Origin of the sequence: Aeromicrobium massiliense JC14 (assembly GCF_000312105.1) — a bacterium.
GTDB lineage: Bacteria > Actinomycetota > Actinomycetes > Propionibacteriales > Nocardioidaceae > Aeromicrobium > Aeromicrobium massiliense.
This window is the reverse complement of record NZ_HE978636.1, coordinates 1,162,247-1,175,570: the sequence shown is the minus strand read 5'-3', so window position 1 is coordinate 1,175,570 and position 13,324 is coordinate 1,162,247. Positions and strand designations below refer to the sequence as shown.

Sequence of the window (13,324 nt, the reverse complement as noted above, 5' to 3'; positions counted from 1 at the left end):
CACGGGTCGTGGCGACCTCCGTCACGCCTCCAGCAGCCAGACCAGTGCCTCGGCCGGAGCGGGGGCGCTCAGCGTCAGCGTCCGGCCGTCGTGGACGCGCAGCTCGTCGCCCGGTCCGAGCTCGTCCTCACCGTGCCGGACGCGGCCCCGCGTGACGTGGACGAGCGTCCGCGAGGCTGCGGGCAGCTCGACCCGGTCGCCGCCGGCCAGGCGCGCGACGAGCAGCCGCGCCGGGGCGTGCACGTCCACCGACGCGTGCAGGCCGGGGCCGTCGGCGACCTGCGCCTGGGCGTACTCCGGGGCGTCCCAGTGCCGCGACGCCAGCATCATCTGCACGAACACCAGCGGCTCGGTCGCGGACGCGTTGTTCTCGCCGTGGAGCACGCCCGACCCGGCACTGAGCCGCTGGGCGGTGCCGGGCGTGACGACGCCGCCGGGACCGGCGGTGTCCTCGTGGCGCAGCGCGCCCTCCAGCACCCAGGTGACGATCTCGACGTCGGCGTGCCGGTGCGGGTCGTACCCGCGACCCGGCTCGACGTGCTCGGTGTTGATCGCGACCAGCGGACCGAACCCGACGTTGGCCGGGTCGTAGTGGTCGCCGTAGGAGAACGAGTGCCGGGTGCGGACGCCGTCGCCGGTCGTCTCGTAGCGCTCCGCGGCGCGGCGCAGCTCGAGGTCAGGCATAGCCGAGCTCGTGCAGACGCGCGTCGTCGATGCCGAAGTGGTGGGCGATCTCGTGGACCACGGTGATGCGGACCTCCTCCACGACGTCCTCCTCGCTGTCGCACAGGGCGAGCGTGGGGTTGCGGTAGACGAAGATGCGGTCGGGCACGACGCCGCCGTAGGCGTGGTCGCGCTCGGTGAGCGGGATGCCGTCGTACAGCCCCAGCAGGTGCGGGTCGTGCGGCGGGGCGTCGTCCTCGACGAACAGCACGACGTTGTCCAGCAGCGCCACGAGCTCGGCGGGCACGCCGGCGAACGCCTCGTCGACGAGCTGGTCGAACCGCTCCGCGCTGATCTCCACCACGCGGACATCGTCCCAGGGCCGGCCCAACCGCGCCGGTGGGTATGCTGAGCCGGTCCAGCCCCCGTCGTCTAGCGGCCTAGGACACCGCCCTTTCACGGCGGCAGCGCGGGTTCGAATCCCGTCGGGGGTGCTCTTGATCACGTTCCGCCCATCTCGAGATGCGCCAGGTGCCGAACCGGGTGAGGATTTTCTCATCACCTCCACCGCACATCGCGCATCCCTGTGGCGGAGGGCAACGAAACTAGGACCCTCGTCGGCTCGGCCGACGAGGGTCCCTTCGCGTCCGGCCGAGGACGGTTCCTGAGCCTGTCGAAGGACGGTTCCTGAGCCTGTCGAAGGACGGTTCCTGAGCCTGTCGAAGGACGGTTCCTGAGCCTGTCGAAGGACGTGGCACGCTGGGCGTCGTGCCCGCCGGACGCTACGCCCCCAGCCCCTCGGGCGACCTGCACGTCGGCAACCTGCGTACCGCGCTGCTGGCCTGGCTGTTCGCCCGCTCGACCGGACGCGACTTCCTGGTGCGGGTCGAGGACATCGACCGTGTGCGCCCCGGCTCCGCCGAGCGCCAGCTCGAGGACCTGCGCGCCCTCGGGCTCGACTGGGACGGCGAGCCGCTCCTGCAGTCCACCCGCACGGACGTCCACGTCGCCGCGATCGCCCGGCTCGCCGAGGCCGGCCTGACCTACGAGTGCTTCTGCACGCGGCGCGAGATCGCCGAGGCCGCGTCCGCCCCGCACGCCGCACCCGGTGCGTACCCGGGCACCTGCCGCCGCCTGACCGACGACGAGCGGGCCCGACGCCGGCGCGAGCGTCCGGCCGCGATCCGGTTGCGGGCCGGGGTCACCACGTGGGCCGTCCACGACGTGCTGCACGGACGCTACGAGGGCACGGTCGACGACTTCGTGCTGCGCCGCAACGACGGCGTCCCGGCCTACAACCTCGCCGTGGTGGTAGACGACGCCGACCAGGGCATCGACCAGGTGGTGCGCGGCGACGACCTGCTCAGCTCGGCCCCGCGCCAGGCGTACCTGGCCGACCTGCTCGGCCAGACCGCCCCCGAGTACGCGCACGTCCCGCTCGCGCTCAACGCGGACGGTCGTCGCCTGGCCAAGCGCGACGGCGCGGTCACCCGGCGCGAGCTGGTCGACCTCGGCGTCGACGTGCTGACGATGATCGCCGGCTCGCTCGGCCTCTCCGGAGACTCGCCGCACGAGATGCTGGAGGCCTTCGACCCGGCCCGACTGCCCCGCGATCCGTGGGTCGTCGTGCCGCCCGGCGCACCCGCCTGACCCGGCGGCGCACGCCTGTCCTGCCGGGCGGATCGGGCGAAGCGACCCCCGGTTTTGAGGTCCGCGGAGGGGTAGGTTAGAGTTGCCGTCGGCTCAGCGAGAGCAGGGCCGCAGCAGGAACAGCAACATGGCCCCGTGGCGCAGTTGGTTAGCGCGCCGCCCTGTCACGGCGGAGGTCGCGGGTTCGAGTCCCGTCGGGGTCGCAGGAAAGCCGAGAGGCCGGTCGTCATGACCGGCCTCTCGGCTTTTTCGTGCCCGCACCCTGAGCTCCTCGAGGGACCGGTCCCTGAGCCTGTCGACGGGAGCCCGTGGCAGGGTGAAGCCATGTCCGACGCGCTGACCTCCCGCCTGAACGACGTCCTGCCGAGCGTGCTGTCCGACCTGGACCAGCTCGTGCGCATCCCCTCGGTGTGGGCCCAGCCCGAGCACCGTGACGACGTCCGCCGCTCGGCGACCGAGGTCGAGCGGCTGCTCCGCGAGGCGGGCTTCGCGCAGACCAAGATCGTGTCGGTCGACGACGGCGCCCCCGCGGTCATCGCGCACCATCCCGCGCCCGAGGGCGCGCCGACCGTCCTGCTCTACGCCCACCACGACGTGCAGCCGGTCGGCGACGAGCGCCTGTGGACGTCCCCGCCGTTCGAGCCGACGCAGCGCGGCGACCGGCTGTTCGCCCGCGGCGCCGCCGACGACAAGGCCGGCATCGCCGCGCACCTGGCCGCCTTCCGGGCGCACGGCGGCCACCCGCCGGTCGGCGTCACCGTGTTCGTCGAGGGCGAGGAGGAGTCCGGCTCCCCCACGCTCGTCGAGCTGCTGACCACGTACCGCGACGAGCTGGCCGCGGACGCCATCGTCATCGCCGACTCGGCTAACTGGGACGTCGGCGTCCCGGCCCTCACCGTCTCGCTGCGCGGCCTGGTCGACTGCGAGGTCACCGTCCGCACGCTCGACCACGCCGTCCACTCGGGCATGTGGGGCGGCGTCGTCCCGGACGCGCTGACCACGCTGTGCCGGCTCGTGGCGACCCTGCACGACGCTGACGGCTCGGTGGCGGTCGAGGGTCTGCACCACGGCACCGCTGCCGACCTCACCTACCCCGAGGACCGGCTCCGGGCCGAGTCCGGCGTGCTCGACGGCGTCGAGCAGATCGGCACCGGCTCGGTCGTCCAGCGACTGTGGGCCGAGCCGGCGATCAGCGTCATCGGCATCGACGCGACCCCGGTCGACGTCGCGTCGAACACCCTGTCGCCGTCGGCGCGGGCCAAGATCAGCATGCGGGTCGCGCCCGGTGGCGACGCCGAGGCGCACCTGGACGCCCTGCAGCGCCACCTTGAGCAGCACGCCCCGTTCGGCGCGAAGATCGAGGTGACCCGCGGCGAGGTGGGATCCCCCTACGCGGTCGACGCGACCGGCCCGGCGTACGACGCCGCGCGCAGCGCCTTCCGCGACGCCTGGGACGGCACCGAGCCGGTCGACATGGGCATGGGTGGCTCGATCCCGTTCATCGCCGAGTTCGCCCGCATCTTCCCGGACGCGGCCGTGCTGGTGACCGGCGTCGAGGACCCGGACACCCGCGCCCACGGCATCGACGAGGGGCTGCACCTGGCCGAGTTCGCGCGTGTCTGCCTGGCCGAGACGCTGCTGCTGCAGCGTCTGGCCGACGTGGGACCGGTTTCCTGAGCCCCGAGCCCATCGGGTAAGGTGATCGTCGCTTGCTCGCAAGCACGGCCAGGTAGCTCAGTTGGTACGAGCGACCGCCTGAAAAGCGGTAGGTCGCCGGTTCGACCCCGGCCCTGGCCACCACCACGACGAAGCCCCCGCACCTCGGTGCGGGGGCTTCGTCGTTCGCGGCGCTAGGGCCGTTGGTCGAGGACGAGGTCCATGAGGCCGGGGAACCGGCGGTCGAGCTCCTCGCGGCGGACCCAGTTGCGGTGCCGCGTGCCGTCGACCTCCTGGCGGATGAGCCCCGACTCGCGCAGGATCCGCCAGTGTCGGGTGAGCGTCGACTTCGAGACGCCGAAGTCGTCGCTGCTGCAGGCCCGGCCGGGCTCGGCCGCGATGCTCGAGACGATCGCCCGCCGCACCGGGTCGGTGAGCGCCGACATCACCTCGAACAGGTCGATCTCGCCCTCGTCCGGGATCGCGAGCGGACTCGCCAGCCGACTGGCCACCAGGCACTCCCTCCACCCCTATGTACGCATCTGTGCGTACATGGGCTACGGTCTTCATGTACGACGACGAACGTACATCAAGTCACCCGGCCGAGGCACCGGCGCCCCGTGCGCCGGCCTCGCCGACCACCTACGGAGGAAGACCCATGAAGATCACCGTCATCGGCACCGGAGCCATCGGCGGCAACCTCGCCCGCCGGCTCAGCGAGGCCGGCCACGACGTCCTGGCCGCCGACGCTCGCGGTCCCGAGGCCGTGGCCGCCGACGTCCTCGCCGCCGGCGTCCGGGCCGTCGAGCTCGACGACGCGGTGCTCGACCGGGACGTCGTCGTCCTGTCCATCCCCTTCGGCCGCCAGCCCGACCTCGCCGGCCTGCTCGCCACGGCCGCCGAGGGCACGGTCGTCGTCGACACCTCGAACTACTACCCGGACATGAACGGACGGGTCGAGCCGATCGACCAGGGCCAGGTCGAGAGCCTCTGGGCCCAGGAGCAGCTCGGACGCCCGGTCGTGAAGGCGTGGAACGCCGCCCTCGCCGCGACCCAGCAGGAGCGGGGCCTCCCCGCCGGGTCGCCGGACCGCATCGCCATCCCGGTCGCTGCTGACTCCGCCGACGCCCGACAGCTCGTCATGGGCCTAGTCGACGACACCGGCTTCGACGCGGTCGACGCCGGCCCGCTGGCCGACTCGTGGCGCCAGCAGCCGGGCACGCCCGCCTACTGCACCGAGCTGGGCGCCGAGGACCTGCGCCGCGCGCTCGCCGCCGCCGTCAAGGACCAGGCCCCGCTCACCCGCGACCGCCTGACCGAGCACTACGCGGGGCTCACCGCCTGGCCGTCGCACGACGAGGTCGTCGCGACGAACCGGGCCGCGCACCGCCCCCTCGCCGACTGACCGGGACGGCGTCCGGTCGGCCACCGGCCGGACGCCCACGAGTCCCCCGATTCCGGCCCGCTCGGGCACCGGCCTGCCGTACTCTCGGCAGGCCGACGCTCGAGACCGGGGGATTCCATGCGCCGACCCTTCTTCGCCCTGCCACTGCTCCTGGCCCTCGTGGTCGGCGCCCTTGCAGGCCCGTCCACGACCGCCACTGCGGCGGACGAGACCGGCACCATCTCCGGCACCGTGACCCTTGCCGGCGGGGACGTCACGGACGTCGAGGTCCTCATCATCCGTTCGGCGGAGAGCTCTGCGATCGCCGCGACTCGTCCCGATGGGCAAGGGCGATGGTCGATCGCCGTCCCGAAGGGCACCTACCGCGTACTTTTCGCCGGCGGCAGGTCCGTGGTCCGTCAGCACTGGGGCGGCCAGGACCCGGCCGCTGTCGTCGTCATTCCCGGAGGCGCGGTCACAGGAATTGACGCGTCGATAACCCTGGGCGGCAGCATCGTGGTCGAGTGCGCCCCCCAGCAAGGCAGCCTGCAGGTCCAGCTGCTGCGCCGAGAGAGCGACTCCTGGCTGCCCACCCGGCACACCTTCCTGATCGATCAGTCGCCGTGGTGGGCACCGTTCCACGGCCTCGAACCCGGGACATACCGGTTGCACCTCGAGGCGATGCCCGGGCGCAACGCGCGGGGCCAGCGTTCGGAAGGTGTCACGCCCGTCCCTGTCGATCAGGACCAGGACATCGTCGTGAAGCCGGGGTCGATCCAGAGCGTCGAGGTCGACGTCCCGATGTCGGCGGGACTCATCCAGCCGATCGTGCACCCCTCCGTGAGCGAACCTCGCTACGACGGGACTTTCGAGCTGCGACTCGGCACGTGGGCGGAGGGAACGACCGTCCTGGACCAGCAGTGGTACTCCGGCACGAGCACCATGCACCCCGTGGACGGAGCACCGGGCCGGATCTTCTCGGCCGGGTCGCAGCACCACGGTCATCGCGTAGCTGCCAGGACGGTGGTCAGGCGTGCCGGACACCCCGACACCGTGCACTGGAGCGAGACGCAGCGAGTCTCGGAGCCGCTCGACCGCGACGTCGCCGTGACGCTCGGCCGCACGACGGCTGACGTCGAGACTGGCGCACGCCTCGCCGGCGAGTGGATCAATGGCCAGTACGTCGTCTACCAGTGGTTCCTCGACGGAAAACTCATGGAATCGAACTCCTACGGCAGGTACCTGCCTCCGCGCACGTCCGTCGGCAGGACTCTCCGCGTCCGCGTCACCCAGGATCTGGAGGGGCGACGCATCGCCGCCGAGACCTCGGTCGTCGTGGGCGCGACCGCCCGACGTCTCGTCTCGCGTCCTCGGGTGCTGCGCGCGCGGGTCGGACAAGCGCCTGCCGTGCACGACATCTTCCGGACCTGGACTCCGACACCTTTTGTCGCAGGCTCGGACGACTACCGGTTCCGCACTCAGTGGTACTTGGACGGCAAGCCGCTGGCGAACCCGCCCGGCCGACTGTCGTGGCGTCTCGCGGGGCGCAGCCTCCGGGCTCGTGTCACGCTGACGCAAGTGGGCTACCGCCCTGTCGCAGTGGAGACGGCGACCGTGCGGGTGCAGCTAGCGAACATGGTCCGATCCCTGGCCGCCCCGCCCGCCATCGACAACCAGAAACAACTCCAGGTCGGCGACACGGCACGGGTGTCCAAGGGCCGCTGGAGCCCCCGTCCGACCCGCGTGCGCTATCAGTGGTACGCCGGCAATAGGGCGATCAAGGGCGCGACGAAGTCACGGCTGAAGATCACGCAGCGGCTGGCCGGAGTCCGGATCCGCGTGAAGGTGACGGTGGGCCACACCGGCTACCGGACAGCGACTGCGTGGTCCCGCACCGCGAGAGTGAGCGGCTGACCTAGCCCTGGGCCGCCTCGGCGGCCTCGGTCGTGGCTTGGATCGCGCGGTGCAGGAAGCGTGTGACGACCTCGAGCTCGGCGTCGTCCAGGTCGTCGACGACGACGCTCATCGCGTCGCCGAGCGGGCGGAACATCTCGCGGCCGTCGGTGCGGGCGCTCTCGGTCGGACGCACGATGGTGCGCCGCCGGTCGAGCGGGTCGGGCTCGCGCTCGGCGTGGCCCGACGCGACCAGACGGTCGATCACGGTGGTGGTGGCCGACGGAGTGAGCCCGACCGCGCGCGCGAGCTCGCCGGGGCTCGTCGCGCGTCCAGCCATCGTCGCCTGCATGACCGCCAGCAGCGCGTGCAGGTCGGAGCGGTGCAGACCGCGCTGGGCCCCGGCGGCCTCGGCGTAGCGCTGGGCCGCGGCGGAGAACGCCTGCAGCAGCATCACGACCCGGCGGCGCGGGTCGGGGAGGTCGGCGGGCGTCGTCACGACGGCCAGTCTAGTATCGCGACATGACTTCTTTCGATCATCGAACGAATTCGCGCGTCCCGTTCGTGCACCTCGTGGGCCGCAAGCGTTCGATCCTCGTCGTGCTGGCGGCGCTCGTCGTGTCCGTCCTGGTGATGATGTTCGCGCCCGACCCCGTCGAGGGCAGCGGCGCGGGCTCGAACCTGCCGGACGACGCCGAGTCGGCGCTGGCCAAGAAGGCCACGGCCCAGCTGCCCGGTGCCGAGGACGCCCCGGCGATCGTCGTGTTCTCGCGTGACGGGGAGAAGCTCACCGGCCAGGACCTCACCGCCATCGCCGGCCTGCGCCAGGACCTCGCCGACCTCGGCGAGGCCAGCCCGCCCGTGCCGTCGGAGGACGGGACGCTCGCGCTGCTCGCCCTGCCGCTGCCCGGCGACGTCTCCAACGACGAGAACGCCGACAACGTCCAGGAGCTGCGTGACGCCGTCGCCGAGTGGACGCCCGATGGCGTGACCGCCGAGGTCACCGGCGGGCCCGCCGTCCAGGCCGACCTGGGCAAGGTGTTCGACGGCGCCGACACGCGCCTGCTGGCCGTCACCGCCGGCGTCGTCGCGCTGCTCCTGCTCATCACGTACCGCAGCCCGTGGCTGTGGCTCGTCCCGCTCGCGGTCATCGCCGTCGCCGACCGTGTCGCGGCGGTCTCGCTCGACTACGCGTCGAACCTGCTGGACAAGCCCATCGACGGCTCGATCACCGGCATCACGTCCGTGCTGGTGTTCGGCGCGGGCACCAACTACGCCCTGCTGGTCATCGCCCGCTACCGCGAGGAGCTGCGCCGCTACGAGGACCGGCGCGACGCCATGCGGCACGCGGTCGGCGCGGCCGCTCCGGCGATCCTGTCCAGCTCGGGCACCGTCGCCCTCGCCCTGGTCGCGCTCACGCTCGCGGAGTCCCCGTTCGTCAGCAGCATCGGTGCCGCCGGCGCGCTCGGCATCGTGGTCGCCGTCCTCTACGCCCTCGTCGTGCTGCCGTCGGCGATGGTGCTGCCCGGCCGCTGGCTGTTCTGGCCGTTCGTCCCGCGCCAGGGCCAGGAGGGCAAGGAGTACAGCGGGTTCTGGGGCCGGCTCGGCACCGGCGTGACCCGTCGTCCCGCTGTCGTCCTGGTGGTCAGCCTCGCCGCGCTCGTCGCGATGGCGCTGCCCCTGCTCGGCCTCAAGACCGGTCTCGGCCAGAGCGAGCAGTTCCTGGACGAGCCGGAGTCGATCTCGGCGCAGAAGACGCTGTCGGAGGGCTTCCCCGGCGGCCTGTCGTCCCCCACCACCGTCGTCACGAGCCCCGACAAGGCCGAGGACGTGGTCGCAGCCGCGAAGCAGGTGGACGGGGTCGAGGACGCCACCGTCCAGGGCCGCGACGACCGGTACGCCGAGGTCTCGGTGACGCTGTCCGCGGACCCCGGCACGGACGACAGCCTGGACACCATCCGCGACCTGCGCGTCGCTCTCGACGACGCCGACCCGAAGGCCCTGGTGGGCGGTGCGGACGCCGAGGACATCGACGAGCGCGCCACCGCGGCCGACGACCGGGCGCTGCTCATACCGATCGTCCTGGGCGTGGTGCTGGTGATGCTGCTCGTGCTGCTGCGCTCGGTGGTCGCGGCGGTGCTGCTCGCCTCGACCACGGTGCTCAGCTACCTGTCGGCGCTCGGCGTCGGCTGGCTCGTGTTCCGCTGGCTCGACTACTCGGCCATGGACGTCAGCACGCCGCTGCTCGCGTTCATCTTCCTGGTGGCGCTGGGCGTCGACTACAACATCTTCCTCACGGCCCGTGCCCGCGAGGAGACGGCGGCCACCGGGGACGCGACCGACGGCATCGTCCGCGCGCTGGCGGTCACCGGCGGCGTGATCACCAGCGCCGGCATCCTGCTGGCGGCGGTGTTCACCGTGCTCGGTGTCCTGCCGCTGGTGCTGCTCGCCCAGCTCGGGGTCGTCGTCGGCTTCGGCGTCCTGCTCGACACCCTGCTGGTGCGCAGCGTCGTGACCCCGGCGCTCGTCGCGGTCACGGGTCGCTGGTTCTGGTGGCCGAACCGTCTGTCGAAGCCGCACGCCCCGGGCGCGCACGCCGCGTGACCGCGTAGGCGACCAGCGCCAGCGCGAGCACGACGGCACCGGGCAGCACCGCGTCCAGCGGCTGCGTCCAGCCGAGCGCGAGGCACCCGGCGAGGCCGGCGACGGGCACCACCCGACGCCGGCCTCGCCGCGTCCGCAGCGTGAGCGCCGCCGCGTTGGCGACGGCGTAGTAGAGCAGCACCCCGAAGGACGACGCACCGACGACCGTCCCGAGGTCGCCGACCAGCACCAGGAGCGCCACGACCACGGCGATCGCGGCCTCGGCGGGACGGGGGACGCCATGACGAGCGTCGACGCCCGCCAGGACGCCGGGCAGGTGTCGGTCGCGGGCGAGGGCCAGCACCGTGCGGGAGACACCCAGCAGCAGCGCCAGCAGCGCACCGCCCGCGGCGAGCGCCGCCGCGACCCGGACGACGGGCGCGAGCGCGTCGGCGCCGGCCGCCTCGACGACGTCCACCAGCGGCGCGGTCGAGGCGGCGAGGTCCTCGACACCGAGCACGCGCACACCGGTCCAGGCGACCGCCGCGTAGACGACCAGGACGACGCCGAGCGCGATCCCGACCGCCCGCGGGACGGTGCGCGCCGGGTCGCGCACCTCCTCCCCCAGCGTCGCGACCCGGGCGTACCCGGCGAAGGCGAAGAACATGACCCCGGCGGCGGCCAGCACGTCGCGGACGCCGCCCGGCTCGGCGCCACCGACCACCCGCGGCGCCCCGGCGCCCACGGCGACGACTGCCGCCAGGGCCACGAGGACGACCGTGACGATCACGGCCATCACCACCGTCGTCCGCTGCACGCCCCACCAGCCGAGCGCCGTCAGCCCGACGACCAGGAGTACTGCCACGACGCGTGCGTGCCCGGGCCAGGCGTAGGCGCCCACGGCGAGCGCCATCGCCGCGCACGACGCCAGCTTCCCCACCACGAACGCGACGCCGGCCAGATAGCCCCACACCGGTCCGAGCGCCTCGCGCCCGTACACGTAGGCCCCGCCCGACTGCGGCCAGCGGGCCGCCAGCACCGCCATCGAGGACGCGTTGGCCGCGGCGACGAGGGCGGCCACCACGAGCGCGACCGGCAGCGCGTCCCCGGCCAGCGCCGCCGCCGGCGCGAGCGCGACGAAGACGCCGGCGCCCAGCATCGAGCCCAGCCCGATGACGACCGCCGACCCCAGCCCCAGCCGTCGCCGCAGCCCGTCCGCGATGCCCTCGACGGCTCGCTCGCTCCGCTCGCTCACGGACGGACCTCCGTGAAGAGCGCACGGTACGAAGGCCCGTCCGCGATGCTCTTAACGGCTCGCTCGCTCCGCTCGCTCACGGTCCGAGCATGCCGCGTCCGGGTGAACGGACGGGGATACCGTGACGACATGGACCTCGGACTCAGCGGACGCACCTTTCTCGTCACCGGCGGCACCCGCGGCCTCGGCCGCGCCACGGCGGAGGTGCTCGTCGCCGAGGGCGCGAACGTGGTGGTCTCGTCCCGCACCCAGGAGAGCGTCGACGCCACCGTGGCGGCGCTCGGCGAGCGCGCCCACGGTCTCGCCCTCGACAACGCCGACCCGGGCACCGCGCAGGCCCTCGTCGACGCGGCGCTCGAGCGCTTCGGCCGGCTCGACGGAGCGCTCGTGAGCGTGGGCGGTCCGCCCCCGGGCCCGGTCTCCGAGGCGACGGACGAGCAGTGGCGCGCGGCGTTCGACAGCATCGTCGTCGGCGGCCTGCGCGTGGCCCGTGCGGTCGCCGGAGCCCTGACCGAGGACGGCGGGTCGATCGCGTTCGTCCTGTCCACGTCGGTCAAGCAGCCGATCGGCGGGCTCGGCCTGAGCAACGGGCTGCGGCCCGGCCTGGCCATGGCGGCCAAGACCCTCGCGGACGAGCTCGGCCCGCGTGGCGTGCGCGTCAACGGGCTGCTGCCCGGTCGCGTCGACACCGAGCGCGTGCAGGAGCTGGACGCGCTGGGCGGCGACCCCGAGGCCGCCCGGGCCGCCGGCTCGGCGACGATCCCGCTGCGCCGCTACGGACGTCCCGAGGAGTTCGGCCGTGTCGCCGCGTTCGTCCTCTCCCCCGCTGCCGGCTACCTCACCGGCGTCATGCTGCCGGTCGACGGCGGCGCCACCCGCGCCCTGTGACGGGTCAGCCGTGGTGGGCGCTGCTGTCCGGCGCTGCGTCAGCCGATGACGACCCGCCACGGCCGGCACCAGGCGAGATCTGGCACGGCGTCGGGCTGCGGCTCCACGCGGACGCTGTCGGCCCACCGCTCAGCGGCGACGGCGTGCTGGCCGTCGACGCGTCGGCCCCGGCCGCCCAGCGCCGCTATCGGGCCACGGGGACCGTCTCGGCCCAGCGCCCGGTCGAGTGGGCGCTCTCCGGCCGGGCCCCGCTCGAGCTCGTGCTGCACTGCGGTGACCTCGCCGTGCAGGTGCACGTCGCCGGTCGCGCGCCCGACCTCAGCGGGCACCACCGCCTCACGGCCGTCGGACTGCTCGAGGTCGTGCCCGGCTACGAGTGGGACGACTTCGCCCTGGTCGACACGCGGACGTCCTGGCTCGTCTCGGCCGTCGTCGCGTCCGGCGACTCCGGGGACGTGCTGGTGGCGCTCTCACCCGCAGGCACCCAGCCGGGCGGGCCGAGGACGTAGCCGGCCCGCTCGCGCCACGACCGCGCATGCCGCAGGTCGCGGACGATGCGGGCGTACTCGCCGTACTGGAGCCGCAGCAGGTTGTGCGTGCCCACCGGCTTGGTCAGTCCGTACGTCGGCCGCCGCCCCTCGCGCACGAAGGTGCCGAACATCCGGTCCCAGACGATGAGGATGCCGCCGTAGTTCGTGTCGAGGTACTCCGCGTCGCTGCCGTGGTGGACGCGGTGGTGGGACGGGGTGTTGAACAGCCACTCCACCGGCCGCGGCAGCCGTCCGATCGTCTCGGTGTGGGTGAAGAACTGGTAGACGAGGTTGAGCGCGAACGCCACGTACAGCGTCCACGGGGCGAACCCGAGCAACGGCAGCGGGAGCCAGAAGAAGAACTCGAACCACGGGTTCCACTTCTGCCGCAGCGCGGTGCCGAAGTTCATGAACTCGCTGCTGTGGTGGGCCTGGTGCCCGGCCCAGCCCAGCCGCACGCGGTGCGAGAAGCGGTGGTGCCAGTAGTAGGCCAGGTCGACGCCGAGGACGACGAGCAGCCAGTACCACCAGGTGTCGGTGGGCAGCTGCCACGGCGCCAGGTAGGAGTACACCGCCACGAAGGCGAAGAAGGTGATGATCTTGTAGACGGTCAGCACCGCGACGGACACCACGCCCATCGAGATGCTGGTGCGTGCGTCCTTCGCCTCGTACCCGGTGCGCGGGTGCTCGTGGTCGTCGTCCAGCCAGCGCAGAGCGGCCAGCTCGATGCCGATGCAGAGCACGAAGAACGGCGCGGCGTACGTCAACGGGTTCTTGAGCGGGTCCAACGACTCCCACAGGTCCATGCCGCGATCGTAGGTG

Annotated in this window: 12 protein-coding genes and 3 tRNA genes; 9 read left to right on the top strand and 6 right to left on the bottom strand. The window is 73.0% G+C overall.

Annotation, left to right across the window (positions count from 1 at the left end):
• Positions 1 to 21: 21 nt before the first annotated feature.
• Positions 22 to 684 carry a pirin family protein gene (locus tag HGAM_RS05960; protein WP_019144563.1) on the bottom strand — a complete coding sequence of 221 codons (663 nt, stop codon included), beginning with the start codon at positions 682 to 684 and terminating at the stop codon, positions 22 to 24.
• Positions 677 to 1,027, bottom strand: a complete 351-nt coding sequence (locus HGAM_RS05955) for a metallopeptidase family protein (protein WP_019144562.1) — start codon at positions 1,025 to 1,027, stop codon at positions 677 to 679. Before HGAM_RS05955 ends, HGAM_RS05960 begins: the two co-directional genes overlap by 8 nt.
• Before the next feature lie 57 nt (positions 1,028 to 1,084).
• Here HGAM_RS05955 and HGAM_RS05950 point away from each other — a divergent pair.
• The 5 genes from HGAM_RS05950 (at position 1,085) to HGAM_RS05930 (ending at position 4,113) form a co-directional block, all read left to right on the top strand.
• Positions 1,085 to 1,157 (top strand) — tRNA-Glu (locus HGAM_RS05950).
• A gap of 274 nt (positions 1,158 to 1,431) precedes the next feature.
• A complete protein-coding gene (gene gluQRS, locus HGAM_RS05945; protein WP_019144561.1) occupies positions 1,432 to 2,313 on the top strand; it encodes a tRNA glutamyl-Q(34) synthetase GluQRS in 882 nt (293 codons plus the stop codon).
• 129 nt (positions 2,314 to 2,442) lie between these two features.
• Positions 2,443 to 2,516 (top strand) — tRNA-Asp (locus HGAM_RS05940).
• A 121-nt stretch (positions 2,517 to 2,637) separates the two neighbouring features.
• Positions 2,638 to 3,990, top strand: a complete 1,353-nt coding sequence (locus tag HGAM_RS05935) for a dipeptidase (protein WP_019144560.1) — start codon at positions 2,638 to 2,640, stop codon at positions 3,988 to 3,990.
• Between the two features lie 46 nt (positions 3,991 to 4,036).
• Positions 4,037 to 4,113 (top strand) — tRNA-Phe (locus HGAM_RS05930).
• 50 nt (positions 4,114 to 4,163) lie between these two features.
• Here the strand turns inward: HGAM_RS05930 and HGAM_RS05925 are convergent.
• The gene (locus HGAM_RS05925; RefSeq protein ID WP_019144559.1) at positions 4,164 to 4,481 is read right to left on the bottom strand and encodes an ArsR/SmtB family transcription factor; all 318 of its coding nucleotides are present in this window, start codon (positions 4,479 to 4,481) and stop codon (positions 4,164 to 4,166) included.
• Positions 4,482 to 4,627: 146 nt separating this feature from the next.
• Here HGAM_RS05925 and HGAM_RS05920 point away from each other — a divergent pair, with 146 nt between their 5' ends.
• Positions 4,628 to 5,374 carry an NADPH-dependent F420 reductase gene (locus HGAM_RS05920; protein WP_019144558.1) on the top strand — a complete coding sequence of 249 codons (747 nt, stop codon included), beginning with the start codon at positions 4,628 to 4,630 and terminating at the stop codon, positions 5,372 to 5,374.
• Between the two features lie 117 nt (positions 5,375 to 5,491).
• On the top strand, positions 5,492 to 7,267 hold the full coding sequence (locus HGAM_RS05915; RefSeq protein ID WP_019144557.1) for a hypothetical protein: 1,776 nt from the start codon (positions 5,492 to 5,494) through the stop codon (positions 7,265 to 7,267).
• A 1-nt stretch (position 7,268) separates the two neighbouring features.
• Here HGAM_RS05915 and HGAM_RS05910 read toward each other — a convergent pair whose 3' ends face one another.
• Positions 7,269 to 7,745 carry a MarR family winged helix-turn-helix transcriptional regulator gene (locus tag HGAM_RS05910; RefSeq protein ID WP_019144556.1) on the bottom strand — a complete coding sequence of 159 codons (477 nt, stop codon included), beginning with the start codon at positions 7,743 to 7,745 and terminating at the stop codon, positions 7,269 to 7,271.
• 23 nt (positions 7,746 to 7,768) lie between these two features.
• Here HGAM_RS05910 and HGAM_RS05905 point away from each other — a divergent pair, with 23 nt between their 5' ends.
• Complete coding sequence (locus HGAM_RS05905; protein ID WP_038951591.1) at positions 7,769 to 9,850, top strand: MMPL family transporter; 2,082 nt, start codon at positions 7,769 to 7,771, stop codon at positions 9,848 to 9,850.
• On the opposite strand, the gene HGAM_RS17985 is transcribed toward HGAM_RS05905, so the two are convergent.
• Positions 9,780 to 11,084 (bottom strand): APC family permease, encoded by a 1,305-nt coding sequence (locus tag HGAM_RS17985; protein WP_019144554.1) that lies wholly within the window; start codon positions 11,082 to 11,084, stop codon positions 9,780 to 9,782. The two genes, HGAM_RS05905 and HGAM_RS17985, sit on opposite strands and share 71 nt — an antisense overlap.
• Positions 11,085 to 11,213: 129 nt before the next feature.
• On the opposite strand from HGAM_RS17985, the gene HGAM_RS05895 reads away from it, so the two are divergent.
• Positions 11,214 to 11,972, top strand: a complete 759-nt coding sequence (locus tag HGAM_RS05895) for an SDR family oxidoreductase (RefSeq protein WP_019144553.1) — start codon at positions 11,214 to 11,216, stop codon at positions 11,970 to 11,972.
• A 370-nt stretch (positions 11,973 to 12,342) separates the two neighbouring features.
• On the opposite strand, the gene HGAM_RS17980 is transcribed toward HGAM_RS05895, so the two are convergent.
• Positions 12,343 to 13,308, bottom strand: coding sequence for a sterol desaturase family protein (locus tag HGAM_RS17980; protein WP_019144551.1), 966 nt, complete (start codon positions 13,306 to 13,308; stop codon positions 12,343 to 12,345).
• Between the last annotated feature and the right edge of the window lie 16 nt (positions 13,309 to 13,324).